Origin of the sequence: Peribacillus sp. NPDC096540 (genome assembly GCF_050278525.1) — a bacterium.
Classification (GTDB): domain Bacteria; phylum Bacillota; class Bacilli; order Bacillales; family DSM-1321; genus Peribacillus.
Window position 1 is genome coordinate 1 of record NZ_JBNNTG010000054.1, and the last position, 21,009, is coordinate 21,009.

At 37.6% G+C, this 21,009-nt stretch carries 20 protein-coding genes and 3 pseudogenes; 6 read left to right on the forward strand and 17 right to left on the reverse strand.

Going from position 1 to position 21,009, the window contains the following annotated elements:
- Positions 1–169: 169 nt before the first annotated feature.
- From ACQKMR_RS26140 to ACQKMR_RS26160, 5 genes are all read right to left on the reverse strand, one after another.
- Positions 170–628 carry a VOC family protein gene (locus ACQKMR_RS26140; RefSeq protein ID WP_427699890.1) on the reverse strand — a complete coding sequence of 153 codons (459 nt, stop codon included), beginning with the start codon at positions 626–628 and terminating at the stop codon, positions 170–172.
- Between the two features lie 315 nt (positions 629–943).
- Positions 944–1,492, reverse strand: coding sequence for a signal peptidase I (gene lepB / locus ACQKMR_RS26145; RefSeq protein WP_427699891.1), 549 nt, complete (start codon positions 1,490–1,492; stop codon positions 944–946).
- Between the two features lie 99 nt (positions 1,493–1,591).
- Positions 1,592–1,771 (reverse strand): hypothetical protein, encoded by a 180-nt coding sequence (locus tag ACQKMR_RS26150; RefSeq protein ID WP_387602655.1) that lies wholly within the window; start codon positions 1,769–1,771, stop codon positions 1,592–1,594.
- Positions 1,772–1,938: 167 nt separating this feature from the next.
- Positions 1,939–2,484, reverse strand: a complete 546-nt coding sequence (locus ACQKMR_RS26155; protein ID WP_427699892.1) for a GNAT family N-acetyltransferase — start codon at positions 2,482–2,484, stop codon at positions 1,939–1,941.
- A gap of 127 nt (positions 2,485–2,611) precedes the next feature.
- Positions 2,612–3,079, reverse strand: a complete 468-nt coding sequence (locus tag ACQKMR_RS26160) for a hypothetical protein (protein ID WP_427699893.1) — start codon at positions 3,077–3,079, stop codon at positions 2,612–2,614.
- Positions 3,080–3,338: 259 nt separating this feature from the next.
- Between ACQKMR_RS26160 and ACQKMR_RS26165 the strand changes: the two genes are divergently transcribed.
- Positions 3,339–3,776 (forward strand): ATP-dependent metallopeptidase FtsH/Yme1/Tma family protein, encoded by a 438-nt coding sequence (locus tag ACQKMR_RS26165; protein ID WP_427699894.1) that lies wholly within the window; start codon positions 3,339–3,341, stop codon positions 3,774–3,776.
- 220 nt (positions 3,777–3,996) lie between these two features.
- A complete protein-coding gene (locus tag ACQKMR_RS26170) occupies positions 3,997–4,647 on the forward strand; it encodes a 2OG-Fe(II) oxygenase (protein ID WP_427699895.1) in 651 nt (216 codons plus the stop codon).
- Between the two features lie 390 nt (positions 4,648–5,037).
- Here ACQKMR_RS26170 and ACQKMR_RS26175 read toward each other — a convergent pair.
- From ACQKMR_RS26175 to ACQKMR_RS26225, 11 genes and pseudogenes are all read right to left on the reverse strand, one after another.
- Positions 5,038–5,353, reverse strand: a pseudogene (locus tag ACQKMR_RS26175) (aminotransferase class I/II-fold pyridoxal phosphate-dependent enzyme); the annotation flags it as partial.
- A gap of 167 nt (positions 5,354–5,520) precedes the next feature.
- Positions 5,521–6,516: a D-cysteine desulfhydrase gene (locus ACQKMR_RS26180; RefSeq protein WP_427699896.1), complete on the reverse strand. Its 996-nt coding sequence runs from the start codon at positions 6,514–6,516 to the stop codon at positions 5,521–5,523.
- A gap of 96 nt (positions 6,517–6,612) precedes the next feature.
- Positions 6,613–6,990: a RidA family protein gene (locus tag ACQKMR_RS26185; RefSeq protein ID WP_427699897.1), complete on the reverse strand. Its 378-nt coding sequence runs from the start codon at positions 6,988–6,990 to the stop codon at positions 6,613–6,615.
- Between the two features lie 98 nt (positions 6,991–7,088).
- Positions 7,089–8,567 (reverse strand): amino acid permease, encoded by a 1,479-nt coding sequence (locus tag ACQKMR_RS26190; RefSeq protein ID WP_427699898.1) that lies wholly within the window; start codon positions 8,565–8,567, stop codon positions 7,089–7,091.
- A gap of 229 nt (positions 8,568–8,796) precedes the next feature.
- Positions 8,797–10,242, reverse strand: a complete 1,446-nt coding sequence (locus ACQKMR_RS26195) for a sigma-54 interaction domain-containing protein (RefSeq protein ID WP_427699899.1) — start codon at positions 10,240–10,242, stop codon at positions 8,797–8,799.
- Between the two features lie 63 nt (positions 10,243–10,305).
- Positions 10,306–11,487 carry a MalY/PatB family protein gene (locus ACQKMR_RS26200; RefSeq protein WP_427699900.1) on the reverse strand — a complete coding sequence of 394 codons (1,182 nt, stop codon included), beginning with the start codon at positions 11,485–11,487 and terminating at the stop codon, positions 10,306–10,308.
- A gap of 203 nt (positions 11,488–11,690) precedes the next feature.
- Positions 11,691–11,876, reverse strand: coding sequence for a hypothetical protein (locus ACQKMR_RS26205; protein ID WP_427699901.1), 186 nt, complete (start codon positions 11,874–11,876; stop codon positions 11,691–11,693).
- Between the two features lie 492 nt (positions 11,877–12,368).
- Positions 12,369–12,764, reverse strand: a complete 396-nt coding sequence (locus tag ACQKMR_RS26210) for a thioredoxin family protein (RefSeq protein WP_427699902.1) — start codon at positions 12,762–12,764, stop codon at positions 12,369–12,371.
- Positions 12,764–12,926: pseudogene (locus ACQKMR_RS26215) on the reverse strand (NAD(P)/FAD-dependent oxidoreductase); the annotation flags it as partial. The pseudogene ACQKMR_RS26215 and the gene ACQKMR_RS26210, both read right to left, overlap by 1 nt.
- Before the next feature lie 894 nt (positions 12,927–13,820).
- Positions 13,821–14,150 carry a GNAT family N-acetyltransferase gene (locus ACQKMR_RS26220; protein WP_427699907.1) on the reverse strand — a complete coding sequence of 110 codons (330 nt, stop codon included), beginning with the start codon at positions 14,148–14,150 and terminating at the stop codon, positions 13,821–13,823.
- A 298-nt stretch (positions 14,151–14,448) separates the two neighbouring features.
- Complete coding sequence (locus ACQKMR_RS26225) at positions 14,449–15,051, reverse strand: TetR/AcrR family transcriptional regulator (RefSeq protein WP_427699903.1); 603 nt, start codon at positions 15,049–15,051, stop codon at positions 14,449–14,451.
- Positions 15,052–15,315: 264 nt separating this feature from the next.
- On the opposite strand from ACQKMR_RS26225, the gene ACQKMR_RS26230 reads away from it, so the two are divergent.
- The 3 genes and pseudogenes from ACQKMR_RS26230 to ACQKMR_RS26240 form a co-directional block, all read left to right on the forward strand.
- Positions 15,316–16,773: a DHA2 family efflux MFS transporter permease subunit gene (locus ACQKMR_RS26230; RefSeq protein ID WP_427699908.1), complete on the forward strand. Its 1,458-nt coding sequence runs from the start codon at positions 15,316–15,318 to the stop codon at positions 16,771–16,773.
- A 178-nt stretch (positions 16,774–16,951) separates the two neighbouring features.
- The gene (locus ACQKMR_RS26235) at positions 16,952–18,205 is read left to right on the forward strand and encodes a cytochrome P450 family protein (protein ID WP_427699904.1); all 1,254 of its coding nucleotides are present in this window, start codon (positions 16,952–16,954) and stop codon (positions 18,203–18,205) included.
- Between the two features lie 128 nt (positions 18,206–18,333).
- Positions 18,334–18,594, forward strand: a pseudogene (locus ACQKMR_RS26240) (cytochrome P450); the annotation flags it as partial.
- Positions 18,595–18,776: 182 nt separating this feature from the next.
- Here ACQKMR_RS26240 and ACQKMR_RS26245 read toward each other — a convergent pair.
- Complete coding sequence (locus ACQKMR_RS26245; protein ID WP_427699905.1) at positions 18,777–19,967, reverse strand: YhgE/Pip domain-containing protein; 1,191 nt, start codon at positions 19,965–19,967, stop codon at positions 18,777–18,779.
- Positions 19,968–20,138: 171 nt separating this feature from the next.
- Here ACQKMR_RS26245 and ACQKMR_RS26250 point away from each other — a divergent pair, with 171 nt between their 5' ends.
- Positions 20,139–20,756 (forward strand): TetR/AcrR family transcriptional regulator, encoded by a 618-nt coding sequence (locus tag ACQKMR_RS26250; RefSeq protein WP_427699906.1) that lies wholly within the window; start codon positions 20,139–20,141, stop codon positions 20,754–20,756.
- Positions 20,757–21,009 lie beyond the last annotated feature (253 nt).

Genomic DNA, 21,009 nt, shown 5'->3' on the forward strand with positions numbered 1-21,009 from the left:
ATGCATATTTTTAGTATAGCATGAAATATTTTAAGTTTTTATTGAAAAATGTTGACAAACTATTAGCTGGTTTAGTGCCATAAGAAAAAGGCTGCCTCAGCAACCTGCCTTATTGAAGTAAAGCACCTGTTGGTTTGAAGTATTTTGCGAATATTATTTCAGATACAAATTATATTTCATTTATTTGTTCCCATTCACTTAAATACATACGTTTCTTAATTTTTTTCGGGTTTTCTAGTTTACAAATTAATTCTAAACTGTTTCCGTCTAGATCATTAAAATGAATTTTAGCGTGTGCATATTCTTCGTGAGGCATTACAAAAGGCTCAATAGGGTCAAACCCAAATGCCGCTCTTGGCTTATAACCTTTATTTTTAAGCCAAACAACTGAGTTTTTTAAATCTTCTAATGTTACTTGAAAAGCAATATGTCTTATTGATGGATGATACTCAACTTCTACCTTATCTGTTTCCCATAATCCCAACCAACTTTTATCTTTTTCAATCCATAGAAAAGCCAATCTGTCTTCAACCTTGTGATCAAATTGCAAACCAAGTCCTTCATAAAATTCAATTGAACGATTTAAATTACTGACTGGTAAATGTGCTTCGTATAAACCTTTTATCATTGATATAGCTCCTTTTATTCTTTCTTTTTCTTAATCAACTAATCTGCCCCTTTAGTTCATTAAGAAAATGTTGCCTTGGCAACCCTCCCTAATTGAAGAAAGCTGTAGCTTTGGAATAAAGTTTGATCAAAAATACCTCGCAAAACCAAATTTAACGATAAATAAAAAGAATCCATTCTGAAAAAAAGATTGATCAAAATGGATTCATTACTTACAAATTGCTATAGCGATTTAAAAAAAGGTTGATGGTTTTGATGATGCTTTTTGTGCTAAAGCACCACTTTAATGGAACTATCATTTCTTCTACTTGTATTATTATTTAGGTATGCCAATTTCTTTTAATGGATAAAATCGAAATTTCACTTCTCCAACAATCGAGTCGTAGGAAATAAATCCGAAAATCCTGCTATCCTTACTATTTAAACGATTATCCCCCATCACAAATAACATGTTTTTAGGCACTTTGGATTCTCCAGTTTTTTCTTGCAATGAAAAATCCTCTGTCAGTTTATTAAATGGATTATCTTCTTTATTTGCAATTAAATACGGTTCTTCTACGGCTTTTCCATTAATATAAAGCACATCATCTTTCATATCAATACTATCTCCAGGAAGACCTATTACCCTCTTAATATAGTCTTTACCATCAATATCTGGTGCATCGAATACAATCACATCAGATCTTTGAATTTCAGTCATTTTACTTATTACTACTCTATCTTGGTCTTGAAAGGTAGGCGACATTGATGCTCCCAATACAGTTGTAGGTGTAAAAAGAAATTGTCTACAAATAAAGGTGATGATGAAAGCAAAGGCAATTGATTTTACCCAAGAATAAATTTCTTTTTTTGTACTTTCTTTCATGGTTTCCCTCCTAATATAATCTTGTTTTAATATATTAATTCTATCCTATATCAAGGGATATTAACAAAATTTGGTTCACCGTTCATATTATTTTCACATCTATTTATCTACGTTATTACTTCTCTCATTATTTTGTAGATAAATCTTTTTAAGAGTTGAATTTATATTGTTCAAACTAATAAGAATAACCCCCAACATAACAAAGGTTACTATCTCCCCAGTAAACCAAGATACTACTCCTAAAATTAAAGCATAAAGAATGTATAACCAATTACTCATTTGTTCAATATCCCCTTTCTAAACCCACATTAACTAATTTTACCACGAAACTTTTCTTTATTTCTTCAACTAAACTGCCCCGATAGTTGCATAAGAAAAAGCTGCCTTTAAGACGGCTCTGATCTTCAGCTAAAGCACCCGTTAGTTGAACAAGGAACTATTATTTTTCATTCCCATTCCTCAGCGAGTTTTGCGTAAATAATATGGTCTACATAATGATCATATAGCCATTCTGCTTGTCTTAATTTTCCTTCTTCTATAAAACCCTGCCGTTCAGCAAGTGCTCGACTTCTTTCGTTCTCAACAGCTATGCTAACCTCAATTCGATTTAGCCCAAGATCTCTAAATCCGTAATCAATAAAAGTCTTAAATGCTTTTGTCATTATGCCCTTCCCCTGAAAACCTTCTCCAAGCCAGTAGCCGATGCTCCCAATCTTACTTGCCTTGTTTATTTCATTAAATCCGATAGTTCCTGCTATTTCACCTCTATAAATGATAGCAACTGACTTTGGATACCCTCCAGTTTCTACTAAGCTCTGTAGTCGAGACTTTATGGTCTCAACAGTGTCCTCTACTTTTTCTACGTAATCAAGCCATCCAAGCCATTCTTTGAGATAAGGTTTTGAACTAATAATCAAATTGAAAAATTCTTCAGCGTCACCCACATTGAATAACCTCAAAGATACTTCGTCATCAATTTTATGTATTAACAAAAAATTCTCCCCCTGACTTATTGCCCATATCTATTCTACACAATAATTCCATTTTCCTTCTTCAACTAAACTGCCCCGTTAGTTCCGTAAGAAAAAGCACCTTTTAGTTGAAGACTCATATCCTTGCTTAGTTTCTCAAATATACGACACTGTCGCTTCTTTCTACTTGAAAATTTAAACCATCCTTAATATTAAGCATATAACCAGCATCTTTATAATTCTTAGATTCAAAAGATATACCATATCCATTATTCTCAGGATAACCATATAAATGGCAGACCACTTTTCCATCTTTCAAAAATACAATTTGATTCATTCCTTCATTTACAGTTTCACTAATAGTATCCCATTTATAACCTACCGTTTCATATATATCATCTTTCGGGGTATACGGTTCAAAGGAATATACTACATCCCAGTCAAACGGTGTTACATCTAATAAATTTATTCTTTCAACGGAATGTCCAGTTGATAACACTTCTTCTTTCAACAACTCTTCGTTTACATCCCATAAATCCTTCTTTAATAGATTTATAAAGATAGCAATACATATTATACCGAAAGCAATAATCACTACTGTCTTTTTAGATTTCATATCTATATTCCACCTTGAACAGCAACCTTCTTAACGAAATTACCCCCTTCATTATAACAATAATTCCCAAAATAAGCGTGAATTCTTATGGAACTAAACTGCCCCTTTAGTTGCATAAGGAAAGACTATTTTAAAGTTCTCGGATGTTTTTGAATTATTGTAGTGATTGGATTTGTAATATTAATTTTTCTAGGGTAAATGATTAATTTTCTATGATACTATTTACTATAGTTTGTTTACCAGTATGAGGAGGGAAGGAATGAATCGGAACTTCCGTAATACCATATTCTATTTACTGATCTTTTTGGTCATCATTGGAATTGTAATCATCTTTAATAATAACAATGAATCAACAGAGAAAATGACCCAAGATGAGTTCTATAATCATTTGGAGAGTGGGGACGTTACATCACTAACGATGCAGCCCGAAAGCAGTGAATTTAAAATCATTTGGAAGCTTAAGGGGGATGCTGAAAACAAGAACTTTGTGACGTACGTGCCATTCAGTGAACATTCGCAGAGTCGAATTAATGATGCCGTAACTAAGTTAGGTAAAGACATCATCACTGTTGAACCTCGAGAAAAGACAAGTGGCTGGGTGACATTTTTCACTTCCATTATTCCATTTGTAATCATTTTCATCCTGTTTTTCTTTATTTTTCTGTTTGTAGCTGTAAGAAAAAAATGGAAAGGATGATGAAAATACATATACATAAAAAAAGTAAACTCGCTTTCCATATGGACTTTGCGAGTTTTTTTACATTGTTTTTGTGAGTCAACCTTTATCTAGCCTAATAAAAGAAAAGGATAACTTATTAAAGTAACGTACCTGTTAGCTGAATAAAGAACAGTTATATAACGGGAGGTTTATGATATAATTATTCTGAAAATTAAATCTTTTAGGGGGTCGATGAAAGTTGACAATTGATAGTAAAAAATCAATTAGTAAAGAACAAACTATTTTTAATCATATTGGAAATAAAATCAAAACAGAAGATAGAGAAATTAATATAATTGCTAGATTAGAAGAACCACTAATGGTAATCTTAGGAAATGTTTTGAGTGACGAAGAATGTGACGAGCTAATTAGATTGTCAAAAGACAAAATGCATCGTTCTAAAATTGGAGTTACACACGAAGTAAATGATATAAGAACAAGTAGTGGTATGTATTTTCAAGAAAATGAAAATGACATAATTACCAAAATTGAAAAAAGAATATCATCTATTATGAATATACCCATTGAACATGGGGAAGGTATTCAAATTCTTAAATATACCCCTGGTCAAGAGTATAAAGCTCATTTTGATTTTTTTACAACTTCAAGTAAAGCAACAAAAAATAATAGAATTAGTACAATCATCATGTACTTAAATGATGTGGAGCAAGGGGGAGAAACTTTTTTTCCTAAACTAAATTTTTCAATATCCCCACGAAAAGGAATGGCGGTGTATTTCGAATATTTCTATAACGATAAAAACGTAAACGAACTAACTTTACATGGTGGAGCGCCAGTTATAACTGGAGAAAAATGGGTTGCAACACAATGGATGAGAAGACAAAAATAGTATATTCTTCACCTGTATTCTTTCGTTCCAAGACGGACACTTCCTCTCAAAAATCCCTTGTAAGGGCTTACCTGAAATGTGTTCATGAAACTATACTAACTCCAAGTATGTTGGGTGTACACGAAACGATGGAAGAAATGCCATAACCCCTGCGTGTTCTAGTGCAGTAAGTAAAGAAAAAGGTTGCCGCCAGCTGTGTATACTAAACGGTTAACCTTTATACTTTCTTTGGAAAGCCTTAAATTGCTCTTCGTATTTTTGTAACCTTTGCAAATTAACTTTAGAATTTAAGAAAGGTATTCGCTTACCTCCAACCATTACATCCTCTTCTTCGATAGGGCTTGAAAGATATACATATGACATAAATTTATTGCACTTAGTATTAGGAATAGCTATAGACAACTTCGCGTATTCTTCCGTTTTCATATCGGATAATCGTTCAATAACAGGCTCCGGATCAACAATCCAACAGATTCTTAAACCAGAACTCAACGTTTTAGACAAACTGCTAAGGTAAACTATTAAACTATATGTTCATTCTTATCCCTAGCCTTTAAAGGAAGTGGAGGTGTTTCATCAATCCATAATTCTCGATAACCATCATCTTCAATCATTGGTAGCTGTTTTTTTCACATACTTCAAGAAGCTCTTAATGGCGTTTTTCTGACATTAAAATCCTTGTTGGATTATGAAAACTTATTATGTTACTTTGCGGTCTATGACACGAACCCTGTCACAACCCCAAATAAAAAAGACAGAGGAAATCCCCCTGTCTTTTGATGTGAAATTATTATGAGCTATTTAAGAGTATTACCTTGCCCATCTTTCTTTTTGTTTTTATGAGGCACACTATCACTAAATTATTATTAAACTTTAATAAAAGAGTGAAGTATTGGCGTATAACGAAGAGGCGCCGCCAGAGTGCACAAATAGGATGTTATCGCCCGGCTTAAAGGTACCTTTTTGTATTAAATCAACAAGTCCCGCTAATGCTTTACCTGTATATACCGGATCCAACAAAATCCCTTCTGTTCTGGCCATGAGCTTGACAGCTTCCACCATTTCAGGCGTAGGTAAAGCATAACCAGGTCCGACATACTCATCAAAACACACAATAGCCTCACGAGGGATTGAATTTGGAATGCCGATGTGTGCTGAAGTTTCTTTAACAAGTTGATAAACTTTCTCTTCTTGTTCCACTTTTCCTCTGCTTACGTTTATTCCGATTACCGGTATTTTACTTTGATTTCCATAAAATCCAGTCACTAAACCTGCATGCATTCCCCCGCTGCCGCTTACACAAACAACAGCATTCACATTGACTCCTTGATCAAAGGACTGTGTCAAAATCTCCTGAGCGCAAGCAACATATCCCGTTGCGCCAATCTCATTGGATCCCCCGACTGGTATTATGTAAGGTCGATTTCCTTTCTCCGTTACCTCTTCAGCTACTTTCTGCATTTCTTTCATCAAGTCTGTTCCATTAGGTACAACCTTGATTTGTTCAGCGCCCAATAAATGATACAGAAAATAGTTACCGTTAAAATCCGGCTCTGGACTTTCTGAAAGGCCCTCTTCCAACACAAGGATGCAATTCATTTTCTCTTTAACGGCAGCGGCTAGTGTTAAGCGGCAATGATTTGATTGAATGCCTCCACATGTAATTAACGTATCCGCACCTTTTTCGATTGCATCGGCAACAAGGAACTCTAGTTTTCTTGTTTTATTTCCACCAGCAGTCAGCCCAAGTAAATCATCTCGTTTAATATAAATAGAAGGGCCCCCAAGTACTTCAGTAAAATGCTGTAATTTCTCAATGGGTGTATTTGTTGGTGTATATCGACGTCTGGGAAATTGCGCTAAATTCATATTAATTCTCCTCCTGTATTCTCTGTCTAGGACTAACCCTATGTAAATTAAAGAAAAGAGAATATCAACTTGACGTTCTCTTTTCAATTATTATTATTAGATTATAGCAATTGCTTCGATTTCAATCAAAGCATCTTTAGGTAAACGAGCAACTTCAATCGCACTTCTAGCAGGATAATCATCCGAAAAAAATTCTCCATATACATGATTCATTGCAGCAAAGTGACTCATATCGCTTAAAAAAACCGTTGTTTTTATTACCTGCTGTAAGCTTGCTCCCGCCGCTTCTATAACCTTCTTAAGATTCTCCAATGACACCCTTGTTTGCTCCTCAATATTATCAGGCATTTCTCCAGTTTCAGGGTAAATTGGAAGCTGCCCAGAAGTATACACTACATTTCCTACTTTTACACCTTGTGAATAAGGGCCGATAGCCTTGGGGGCTTCATTGGTTATGATTGTTTCTTTTAACATATAAACCACCTCTTTTTTTTTTTGTAATCCTATTAATACGGAATTGAATTTAATTTCCCTTTGAATAAAACGCTTACATTCAACACAAGCCTTCCCTCTTATTCTTTGCGCTCAAAATCACACTCCATCAGAGGAACTATTTTTGTTTTCTTAATGATTTTATAACCAAGCCAGAGAAGCAAGAAAATAGGAAGACCTATATACGTCGCTAAAATTTCTGCCCAACTAATTTGATCTCCGTAAAAAAAAGTCTGCCCAAAAATGAAAACCACAAAAAATAACAGCGTGATAACCGGGCCCAGTGGGTACCATTTGGCTTTAAACGGCAATTCATTTAGATCTCTGCCTTGGGCTACATAGGCCTTACGGAAGCGGTAATGACTAACGGCAATCCCGAACCATTTGATAAATCCGGTAAGGGCTGAAGCATTTACCAACCAAATAAAAACTGAACCATTTCCAAAAAGGGAAGCCAAAAAAGAGGCAAGTCCTATAAAAGCAGTTGTACAAAGGGCCCACATGGGAATTCCCTTCCTGGTAAGCCGTGCAAAGATTCGTGGTGCCTTTCCTTCTTTCGCCAGTGCCCATAGCATACGTGAAGATGCATACATTGCTGAATTTGCTGCTGATAAAACAGATGTAAGAAGCACTACATTCATGACGGAAGCTGCAAATGCCAACCCAGCTCTCTGAAGAACAAGCGTGAAGGGGCTGATAGATACATTTTGAACGCCGGATTTAAGTAGGTTTGGATCCGTATAAGGGATAATCAAACCGATAACAAAAATCGTAAACACGTAGAAAATAAGGATTCGCCAGAAGATTGACCGAATCGCTTTCGGTACGTTTTTCGATGGATTTTCGGTTTCACCGGCTGCCGTCGCAATCACCTCAGTTCCCTGGAACGCAAAGCCCGCGATGAGTACTACACTAAAGATAGATACAAGCCCGCCATGGAAAGGAGCATCTCCTTGGGTAAAGTTACTGAACCCGACCGCATGTCCTCCCATAATTCCAAAAATCATGGCAACCCCAATAACGAGAAATACGATGATCGAGATGACCTTAATACCGGCAAACCAGTATTCACTTTCCCCATATGCCTTGACAGATAAAACATTTAAGATTAGCAACAAACCCAGAAATAGTGCACTCCACAAGATAGAAGGTGAGTCCGGAAACCAATACTTCATAATAAGAGTAGAGGCCACCAAATCTGCAGGAACCGTTATCGCGGTTGTATACCAATAGTTCCAACCTAACGCAAAGCCTAACGCAGGATCAATATACTTTGAGGCATAGATGTCAAAGGCCCCCGGGAGCGGTAAGAAGGCCGATAGCTCTCCTAAACTATTCATGACAAAATAGACCATGATTCCTACCAGAATGTATGCAGCAAGCGCTCCCCCCGGCCCCGCAGTGCTAATCGTCGATCCGCTGGATACAAACAATCCAGTTCCAATAGCGCCACCTATAGCCATCATCGTTAAATGTCTGGATTGCAGCTTCCTTTGTAATGATCCTTTTGAATTTCGCTCTTCTAGGGTGTTACTTATCTCTGCTTCTAATTTCCCCATAGTGTATCCCCCTTTTTACTCATCGTTCAAATACAATTTGTATGCAAGGCTCATCTGGCTGTTCTATAAATAATCTCTTTATTGATTATTTATAGAACTTTCAGTAAATTTCAAAAATACCTCTACCTTCTGCTTTTGTCCCCACAAAAAACTCAGGCGAGAAATTGATATGAGCACTCTCTCTTTCAAGTAACTTTAAATGAGTAAAATAGAAATCTTTTAAACGAAGTTAACATAATTGGTATTTTTCCAACTTGCGATAAAGAGTAGACAGGCTAATCTTTAGTTCCCGGGCAATTTGTTCTTTATCATTTCGATATTTTTCAGTCAGAAAATAGCTCTGGATTACTTCTTTTTCATATTCAGAAATCATTTCTTCCAAACTTAACCCTCTACAATCGGCAGAGAGATGATCCTGTTGAAACAGATAGTCAGGTAAATCATGGAATTCGACGATATCTGATTCAGCCATATTGACCATATATTCTACGGCGTTTTCCAACTGACGTATATTCCCCGGCCAATCATAGCGTATAAGCCATCGCTCCAGCATGGGGTCAAGTCTAAGTGGATACCTTTGCATGACCTTACAATGTTTATGAATGAAATGTTCGAGATACAAAGCGATATCATCACGCCTTTCTCGCAAAGGTTTGGTATGGAGAGGGAGGACATTGAGACGATAATATAAATCTTCGCGAAAGGTGCCGTTTCGCACCATTTCTTCTAAGTTTCGGTGAGTGGCTGCAATCACCCGTACATTAATCTCGATTGCTTTTTTTCCACCGATTCTTTCAATCTCTCTTTCTTGTAAAACCCGTAATAACTTTGGCTGCAAGAAAAGCGGCATATCTCCAATTTCATCAAGAAAAATGGTTCCTTTGTGCGCTAATTCAAATTTCCCCATTTTCCCATTCTTACTCGAGCCGGTAAATGATCCGCCCTCGTAACCAAACAACTCACTTTCCAGCAAGCTCTCAGGTATGGCCGCGCAATTAACTGCCACAAATGAATGCATTCTGCGCTTGCTTTCAAAATGAATCGCTTTGGCTAATAATTCCTTTCCCGTACCGCTATCTCCCCTTATCAAAACAGTGGATGGGCTGTTTATAATCCGTTTAGCTTTTTTAATAACATCTTGAAGCCCGGAATCTTTTCCAAGAATGTTTTCAAAAGAAATAGCTTTTTGGGGGATCGGTATCTCTTCTTGAATTTTGCAACCCTGTTCTTTACCAGGGTCCAACATTGCTAATTTATTGACTAACAATATACTAACATTGCTTAAAAACTGTATAAGCTTGTCTGATTCTATCATCATTTTCTCTTTTTGTTCATGGGAAAAACCTATCATGCCGATGACGCCAACTGGTTTGTCTTGCTTTACAATAGGAAATCCGATGGTAGCAAGTTCTTTGCATTGATTCACAAATTTACAACTTCTACACTGCGACTCATCTTTTTTTACATCGTAAACCACTCCAGGCTCCCCTGTTTCCAATATCATTTTGAAAAAGGAGCCTTCCGGAGCCTCTTTGCCAATGAGCTCTTTATAGTAGCCGGTCCCGCTAATGCGAACGCCCTTTTCATCAAGCACGGTTATATCCAAACCAAGGATTCCTGCCGTGTTCTCAGCGTAATCTTGAATAAACTGCTGTATGCCGATAAAGCTTGACATAGTATCCTCCTCTGCTCTGACGCTACATTTTATAATAAAATAATTTTATTATAAAATAAATTTCTATGCTTTGCACAAAGAGGAGACAGCTTTTTCTATGCCACCCAGAGCATTTTTCAACATCGAACGTGGACAAGCAATATTGAGCCGCATAAACCCTTCACCTTCCATACCGAAAATGAGCCCTTCATTCATTGCAACCCTTGCTTTGCGTAACATAAATTCATCCAATTCTTTAACTGAAAAACCTAGTTCCCGGCAATCAAGCCATACAAGGTATGTGCCTTCCGGCTGGATGGCATTGATTTGCGGGATGTTTTTGCTGAAGTAATTCAGAGTGAATTCCAAATTCCCCTGCAAATATTCAAGGAGCTGATCCAGCCATTCTTCTCCGTGTCGGTAAGCAGCCTCTAACGCAACAACGCCAAATGTGTTCGGCGAACCAATAGATAATGTTTTAAGTTCTCGATCATACCTATCGCGCAGTTGTTGATTTGGAATTATGATACTTGACGTCTGTACACCCATCAGGTTAAAAGTTTTGCTTGGCGCAATACAGGTAAGAGAATGATTCGCAAACTCTTCCGATATAGAGGCAAAAGGAATGTGAGTATGTGTCTTATAAACAAAGTCAAAATGAATTTCATCTGCCACAACGAGAATGTTATGCTTCATACAAATCTGTCCCAATCTCGTCAATTCTTCTTTGCTCCATACTCTTCCGATCGGGTTATGAGGACTACACAAAATCAACATTTTTACACTTGAATCTATCTTTGCCTCTAGGTCTGCGAAATCTATGGAATAATGCCCATTTTCAAGCTTAAGCGGGTTGTTTACAATTTCACGGCCGTTTGCTTGGATCACACGGGCAAAATGATGGTATACAGGAGGTTGGATAATTATTTTGTCCCCTGTCTGTGTGAAGGACTGAATCGCCAACGATAGGGCTGGAATCACTCCTGGGCTGTGGGTAATCCATTCTTTCTCAATGGACCATCGATGTCTTCTTTTTAGCCAGCCAACAATGGATTCCATATACGAGTCCGGTCTAAGCACGTAGCCATATACACCGTGCTCCACACGTTGTTTTAATGCTTCGATGATAGGTTGTGGAGACTGAAAATCCATATCAGCCACCCACATCGGTATAACATCCTTTACGCCAAAATGATTTTCAAGATCATCCCACTTTTCGCAGTCAGTATTCAGTCGACGGATTTCTTGGTCAAAATTATATTTCATCGAGTATCTCTCCTTCTCATGTTTGCTTGTGTACCTTGCCTCTTTATATATGCAATTGTCATGCCAGCCCATTTCACTTAGAATTTATTGATTGAATTCCCTAATACCGCGGTCATTATTTAAAAAACTTTTCATCCTAAGCATTGGCACATTTGCATTTATGGTAAGTATTTTCGCATGGATGATAAAATTCAAAGATTTCATTAAGCATCTGTGATGGGTCGCAACTTCTTCTGTTCTCTCCATTCATCATAACCGGCCGGACGTGTATCAATGACAATTCCCTGTTTCGCCCATTCCTGCACAATATCTATCGAAACCTCCATACGAGGTGGTGCTACTATACTTCGAATTTGCTGTGATCCCTCTTTATTCAACCGCTTCATCATTGAAAAATAAGGGGGCGCCTCAGGCTGTTCTGCAAACAGCGCTTCTATAAAGCGATCCTCATTATCATATTATAGTGCCCGTTTTTCATATCCGATGGTTGACGAATTGAGCTTACGCTGCTGTTTGCTTAAGCGCACTGCCAGCTAGGCTCCGACTGTTCCGCCGACAACTCCCCCTCCAACAAATACGAACATAATCTTGAAGCAAAAAAGTTATATTAAAAGTTTTATATTCTTCTCTTATAGCCCTAAACGCTGTATAGTTCATAAGCAAAAAATAAGTTGATAAAATCGGTGATTTTGAATATATCTCCATAAATATTTAGTGACTACTCAATATTAATTGGCTTCCTGCGGGTGATACAGATTGTTATAAACCTGATTAACGTTATAGTAGAGCGGCTCTAATTGAGTTTCAGTATTGGATTTGTTTGGAAGCGGCACCGAAATCTTTTTGGATAGGCGCCCTCCCAATTAAATACTAGTAAATGATTATCTTTTTAATTTTCCACTTTCTTCTACGATTTGATTGAGAAACTGTTCAACCTCTTCCTGGCTTTTTCCGATTTTACTTACAAAGCGATTAAGTTCCTTCCCTTCTTGAAAGGCAATAAAGCTTGGGATTCCATACACATCTAGCTTCTCTAATAGTTCCGGAAAATGGTCTCGATTTACTGCGATCATATCTATTTTTTCTTTATACGCTTCTTCTACAATTGGCATGAATAAATTGGTATTCTGACAGTCTGGGCACCATTCAACATAAAATTTGGCAACAACTGGTTTTGTTGATAAAATCGCCTCGTCAAACTCTTGCTTTGTTTTGATCTCTTTCATAATTACAATCCTCCTATATTTTGTTCTCAATGTTATACTGATTGTCTCCATTACTTGATCGCTCTTACATCAAGATATCTTTCGCAATCCAGAGCAGCCATACAACCACTTCCCGCAGCCGTAATGGCTTGGCGGTATTTATGATCTTGAACATCCCCACAGGCAAATACACCAGGAATATTTGTTTGTACCAGGATTCAAAATGATATATCCCAATCGTCCGTGAATTGATCCACCTCTGCCGAGCAAACCAAGTACAAATCCGGCAATAGTTCCTGAAACAATGGAGAGGAGCACTTGAATAGTTGTCATTCTTTCCTGAGACTCTTACCAACAAATCTGAATAGTTGGCGATTCATCTCTCCCTCCTTTCTTGATTTGCTCATATTTATATAAGCAAAAACCATGCCAACTAATTTCTCCTGTAAAACCGCTTGTTTTGCACACTGCACTCTTTGGAAATTCCCAATTTTGCTATCATTCATATTAAAAAACCTTTAACATCAAGCTTAAAGCCTTCCTAGAACTAGGAACTATTTTTGCATCTGTGATAAACTCTTCAAGCTATTTCTATATAGTGATTCTCTAACCTATCAGTAACAAGAATTTTTCTTAGGTTTCGTATAACTGAACAAGCGTACAAGAACATTGCTAATGTGACTACCTCTGGTAGAAATGAAAAAAATCGCTCCAATGTTATTTAGAACGATTTAACGTAAACGACCAAATAAAGCGCCTATTAGTTGCCAAGAAAATTAATTACTAATTACTGTAAACTACCAGAATAGCAAAACCCTGCATTCAGCCAAAATTGGTCAAATTCAGGGTTTTGGGTTTGGGAAAAGAGTTCAAAGAGCCCGGATTCCGCCGAATTACTATCTACTTTCAAATTTGAAATCAGCTACAAACCGCCAACTTTTCGGCCTTCTTTTTGAACTAAAGCATCTGATAGTAAGTACAATTATTCACAATATCCTTTAAATTATTATGGATGATTATAGCAACACAAAGAAAACTGCCCAATAAGTGCAGTTTTCTCAAGGCATTATTGTACTTAAAAATGTTGTGATTAATTACTTAACTATTATTCCTAGAAATGATTGATTGTTAGTCAATAAAATTAAGTTTTGTCATTTCCAATTCCATTTTTAAGTCAGCCTCTAAATACTTATTGTTTTCTAATTTCACATTCTGAAACCCAAACTTTTTATACAGTTCAATTGCAGAAGTTAATACATGATTTGTATAAAGGATGATCTTGTCTACTTTCTCTGTCATAGATACTTCTAAACAAACTTCCATTAGTTTGCGCCCTATTTTTAAACCTTGGTATTTTTCAGTGACAGCAAGCTTGGCCAACTCATAGGAATTCTCTTCTTTCATTTTTATTAGAGATACTGTCCCTACTATTTCATTATTATATTGGGCAAAGAAGATATACCCTCCTCCCCTCTACCTTCGGGGTTATTTAAGATTCTTCCATCTTCTGGTTCTACAGAGACATACTTATTAAGCCATTCTTAAAATCCTCTTTGATTACCTTAAAGACAGCTCTGAAGTTATGCTAACGCACCCGTAAATTCTAAGTACATTTATTCACAATCTAATATAGTACACCTTGTGAGTCACCAGTTAGGAGGTCACGAATTTTTTAGCCACTTAGAGATTAGCTTAAATCCTTGTGGAAAAGTAAGTTAAGCATACCTACATTTGCATAGTTAACTTTTGTAAATAATTAATTTTCTACATTCACCCCTCTATTATGAAGTAAAGAGAATTGCTTCGCTAGAAATGTCGGTGTATATGGCATATCATTTTGAAGCCAAGAAACGATTGTACCTATTAAAGCTGAAGTTTCATACCATATCAATATATCTTCTTTTACCATTTCAGTTAAAATATGAGGCTGTCTTCCACTTTCATCTAACCTAGTAACTATACTGTCCCTCATAAACATTGTTAGTCGGTCTCTAAAGATTGGGACTTTCTTAGAAGCTAGAAGGCTCTTGTAAAAATTTGAATTTTCTGCTATATGCCCAAGTAAATTTTCAATTATTTCCCAACTATTCTCTTTTGAGGATATATGGTTCGTTGATTTCTTATTAAAAATCATTGAAATGTCTTCAATCATATCGTCTGCCATCTTTTCCAACATATCTGGAATATCGCGATAATGCAGATAAAAAGTAACACGATTGATGGTTGCTCGCTCCGCCAATCGATTAACGGTTATTTTTTGGAGATCCATTTCCTCAAGTAATTCCACAAATGCATCTTTAATTAATTGTCTTGTACGAAGTATGCGAGGGTCTGTGTGAAGCTTTTTCTTTTCCATCATAGTCTCTTTCCTTTCTGTAAGCTACACTTCATAGTGTTACGTCGTATTTCTTCTCGATAAACAACATAAAGCTTATTTTCGTAAATTAATATACACTTTTTGGAATTTTGTAGCTTGAAAACATTATAAATTGTACTTATAATCTCATTTATACAGTGTAAATTATACAACACAGTGTAAATTTAATCTACGATAGACTTGAAAGGATGAATACAGTTGAGTGAGAATACAACAGTCAAAAATTCTATCAAAAAGGGACCAATCATGTTTGTGTTGATAATAGGTGCTTTTCTTGCCACGTTTAATCAAACAATCATGAGCGTTGCCATTCCGGAATTAATGAATGATTTTAATATTAAAGCTTCAACAGCTCAGTGGCTTACTACAGGTTATATGTTGGTAAATGGTGTTTTGATTCCTATCACAGCCTTTTTAATCCAGAGATTTTCCACTCGTCAATTATTCCAAAGTTCGATGATTATTTTTCTAGCCGGAACGATTGTTTCTGCAGTCGCAACCAGTTTCCCTGTACTTCTGACTGGTCGGTTGATTCAAGCAGCCGGTGCTGGCATTATTATGCCTTTACTCATGAATGTTGTGTTATCCCTTTTCCCTCCAGAGAAGAGAGGATCTGCTATGGGTATGGTCGGGTTAGCAATTATTTTTGCGCCTGCAATTGGACCAACCCTTACCGGTTATGTTCTTGAGTCATTCCCTTGGCAAGCTATGTTTTACGGCATGATTCCATTTGTTGTTATTGTTATCATCTGCGGGTTTATTTATTTGAAAAATGTATCAGAACCTGTCCGTTCTAAGGTAGACATTATGAGTGTTGTCCTTTCAACTATAGGATTTGGTGCTTTAATGTACGGCTTCAGCGAAGCCGGCAATCTCGGTTGGTCAAGCACAGAGGTAATTGTTTCTCTAGTTGCAGGAATCCTTGCACTTGTCCTGTTTACTTGGCGTCAACTGATCTCCCAGAGCCCACTACTGGATCTCCGGGCCTTTAAATACAATATGTTTACCTTGACTACCATTATAAATATAGGTGTTACCATGATGATGTATGCAGATATGATGCTACTTCCTCTGTATCTTCAGAATGCTCGCGGTTTTACTGCATTAGAGTCTGGTTTACTTATGCTTCCAGGAGCACTTCTAATGGGCTTGCTAAGTCCTGCAGTTGGAAAGCTTTTCGACCGGTTTGGGGCGAAATGGCTTTCTATTATCGGTATAGCTATTATTATCATCTCAACCTTTGGCTTTATTGATCTGACGGACTCGACCAGCTATACGTTTCTGATCCTGATGTCTACATTTCGCCGTATTGGGATGGCGATGATGATGATGCCTTTACAAACTGCAGGTTTAAATCAACTACCATCCAGTCTTTATGCACACGGCACAGCTATCTCCAATACCATTAGACAAGTAGCTGGCGCAATAGGTACTGCACTACTTGTGACAGTAATGACTAACAGTACAACGAAATACCTTCAGGACTTAATCGCCACGGGAGGAGCACAGGGTGAAACACAACAACATATGGTTATGGAAGCTTCTATCCAGGGGATAAATGACGCATATTTTGTTATTCTTATCATCGGAATTTTTAGTTTATTGCTTTCCTTCTTTATCAAACGTGTTAAGAACGCTTCCGAAGGAAAACAACATGGTTTTAAAGAAGCCAGTAAGAATTTAAGAGGCAAATCAACAATCTAAAATATGTATAAAATTATCCTAGTTGTAGACTAAGGAGGAAATTAGATGTTATTTAAAACTTAAAGATTATCATCCTGATGGTTTTTTTGAAAGGTATTTTAGGTCAAAGATAATTCCTTGGACAATATTAACAAACAGATGACTCCCGTAAAGGGCACAATGAGAAAGGAAGGCTGTCATGAATAATTCAGATCAAAACTTACCAGAGAAATCCATATTGGACTTGTTTAGTGGTAAAAGTGGTGAAAATCCATTTCCGATATTCACACAGATGCGGACAATGGGAGCCGTTATTCCCCTCCCGTCTCCAATTAGCGGGATGGATGGCCAAACATGGATGGTTACACGTATGGAAGAAGCAATGCAGGTGTTAAAAGATCATGCCCACTTTACTGTAGACGGGGGATCCATCAATGGTAACAGTGATATCAGGCAAAAAAATGCTGATCCATCTGCTCCCCCTACCTTCCTTAACGCAAAATCCATGCTTTCTGTCGACGAACCCGATCATAGACGTTTGCGCAGGTTGGTGTCCAAAGCCTTTACGCCCAAATATATGGAAAGCTTACGCCCTCGCGTCCAGGAAATTGCTGACGAATTACTTGACCAGGTACAAGATAAAGGCGAGATGGACCTAGTCAAGGACTATGCCTATCCCTTACCAATCAACGTCATTTCTCACATGCTTGGGGTGCCTCAAGCAGACCAGGTACGGATTCGGGGCTGGTCTGAGGCCATCGCGCACGGTCTGGGCCTAGGAAGGCAAGATCCGGGGGTCGCAGAGCAGATACGAGCTTTCGGGGAATACATCGTGCAGCTTGTCGCCGACAAACGCCAGCATCCTGCTGATGACTTAATCAGCCAGTTGGTTTCTATCGAAGAGGAGGGAGATCAACTCGACGAAGCAGAACTAATCTCGATGATTTCTCTATTGATCTTTGCCGGTCATGAGACTACCTCGAATCTGATTGCAACAGGCTCTTTAATGTTGCTAGATCATCCCGAGCAACTGGAGAAGTTAAAAACAGACCTCAGTCTGGTTCCTGCAGCTGTGGAAGAACTGCTGCGCTTCAATGGGCCTGCCACAATCGCGGGACCGCGTTTTGCTACTGAAGATATCGTGCTCGCAGGGCAGCAAATCAAAAAGGGAGATATGGTCATTCCCGTATTGAAATCAGCGAATCGGGATGAGCTCCCGTTTACGGATTCAGAGGAGCTGGATATTACTCGTAAGATCAAACTTCATCTCGCCTTTGGACATGGCATCCATATGTGTTTGGGAGCGCCACTAGCCCGTGTGGAAGGAGACGTTGCGTTTTCCACTCTGTTGAGGCGCATGCCCAACCTGCGACTCAGCGTCCCTCGGGAAAACGTCTCCTGGCACTTCACGCTTAGCTCACAAGGGTTAATCTCCCTGCCGGTCTCTTTTTAACACAGGGAAAGAACTGCCTGTATCGCGCGAAGGGGGCAGACGTGACAGTATAATAAGTATAATTATAGCGAGGTTCAACTAATTGTAAGAACATAGGCTTGTAGTGATTTCTGAACTGTTAGGTGTACTGGCTTGGCTCAGCGAATCGTGATAAGAATAAGTTTAAATATGCATCTATGTTTGATATTCACCGTAAATCAAATCCTCATATAGCTTTTGGACATGGAATTCACTTTTGTTTAGGAGCGCCTTTAGCACGTATAGAAGCTATTATTGCTATGACTGCATTGATAAAAAAATATTCTTCCAACTCTTTTTCAGAAGGGTTTACAATTGATCCAATTGAGAACAGTGCAGTATACGGACTACAGAGTTTTCCTGCACAATAAAGAGTAAAAAAATTATACGATTACATTCTCTAACTATAGATTTTTACTAAGAAGGCAGCCAATTGTTAATTCGGCTGCCTTTTTATTTTATAGCAACCTATAATCGAAAACAGAATAGTTCTTTGACTCTTTTGGTAAACATGGCAACAAATTGTCCAACGTTGTATATACGCTATTACTTTTTATATATTTCGAGAATCGGATACTACTTCCTTCACTCTATTGCGTTTTAAAGCAGTACTCAGTATCACAATCATGCTTATTAATCCAATCCAAACAAAGACAGAAACTGGAGTGTTCCAGGTTAATCCTTCACCAAAAAATAATAATTTACGAAGTCCTTCTACCATAAATCGCATTGGCAACCAAGAGTAAATCCAATCCCGATAAAATGGAGACATCATTTCAGGTGCCATTGCCAGTAAAGGGGCACCGAAGAAAAGTAATAAGACAAAGACCGCGATGCCCTTAATTCCAACTAACGAAAGTACAGCCGAAATCATTAAGAAGAAACTAAAGGCGGTAATTGATAAAAATAAAGCCGTATCCATGAAATTCGGGATATTCAAACCAACCATTCCATCTGCTATCCAGGTAAAGCCAAATCCAATTACCAGAGCTACAACCGCACCCATTAAAATTTGCCCGATCTTTGTGACAAGGTTTTCTTTTCTAGTGTGGATCGGCATTTTGCTAATGGAAATAAAGATTATCGCAGCACTAGCCAAACTAGCCATCCATAATGGCTGGAATAAGGAAACAGGAGCATTTCCATTCGCACTATTCGTGCCGATTTCATTGACATTTGTGACCTTCTTAGCGATTGGAACTGCAAGGCCTGCTGCCTGTTTTGCTGTCAAAGTTGCTCCTTGTTTTTCAAAACCATCAAGTAGTTGTTTGCGGACAGTGTTGTTCATGTTGTCAACTACTCCATTCAAGACCTGTCCTGCCATCGTTGAAGCAGCCGTATTCATTCCCTGATTAATAAATATTTGTACTTCAGGTGCAGAAGGTGCTGGTGTCCGTAATGATGCTTGCTTTGGACTAAAATCTTTGGGAATAACTAAAGCCGCGTAATACTTTTGGTTATCTAAACCTTTTTGGACTGCATCAATACTGTCTACTTCCACCCATTTTACAGCAGGGTCTTTTTCCTTTGTTGATGCTGAAGACTTTTGTATCATTTCAACAATCGTTTGCCCCATGTTCATCTTTGGTTGATTAGGAATTTCCACCCCTTCATCCTCATTTACGATTGCAATCGGCAGATTTTTCGGGTGTGGCTGAACCGATGGAAATAATGTCAGTGAAAAAATAAAAATAACTGTCAATGCGATGATTGGTGAAACCAATACCAGTTTATTTTTGAACATATTTACCCCTCCTTGGTTTGGGTTATAATAAAGAACAACCTGTTGTTTTGTTTACTACATTCCAAATTATAATTTGGGGACTAGTTTTGTTTCAATAATCAAAAATGGCACATGTGTTGGTTAAGGAACACCGTTTATAAATGTGTTGGATAAAATTAAGGAGGAAGTAGCTTGCTAGATAGTAATACGGATTTGCGGATCATTCGGACAAAAGAATCCATCCGAAATGCACTAGTAGAACTAATCGATGAAAAAGGTTTCAAAGCAATTACTGTTAAAGACATAACAACCAGAGCAAAAATTAATAGAGGCACATTTTATGCACACTATCAAGACAAATTTGATTTAATGACTAAATACGAAGAAGAAATCATGCTTGAAATGTCCAGAATTGCAAAACAGAACTTTCCAGATGTTATTGCCGCACTTGGAGCCAACTCCCCGACTTTAGCACCATTTCCCCTCGTAGTTTCAATATTTGAGTATTTTAATGAAAATAGTGGATTTATGAAAGCTGTGTTAGGTCCAAAAGGAGATTTATCATTTCAAACAAGACTGAAAGATTTTATGTGGAAAACACTGTTTGGAAATAATCCCAACGCACTTATTAAGGAGGAAAATTTACTTGTTCCAGGACATTATTTTGCTTCTTACGTTGCATCTGCACATATTGGAGTAGTTCAACAATGGTTAGATAGTGGCAGGAAAGAATCCCCTCAAGAAATGGCTCGTATCCTATCGACCATTACAGTTAATGGTCCCTTCTTTGCAGCTGGTTTGAAAAAATAAATCACATAGGGATAAAGGGACAATACCATGAAAAAACAGGTACTGTCCCTTTATTATTAATAAGCTTATTCAACTAAACTGCCCCGATAGTTGCATAATCGAGTAGGGGGAAAATAAGTGTATTATTTTCGCCCCTCTCACAACACCGTACGTACGGATCGCGTATACGGCGTTTCAATTTATATCACAGTGTGTACTTTTAGATAATGTTCTAAAGCAGAGGGGACTCCCCTCTGCTTTAGTCTTTTGTTTG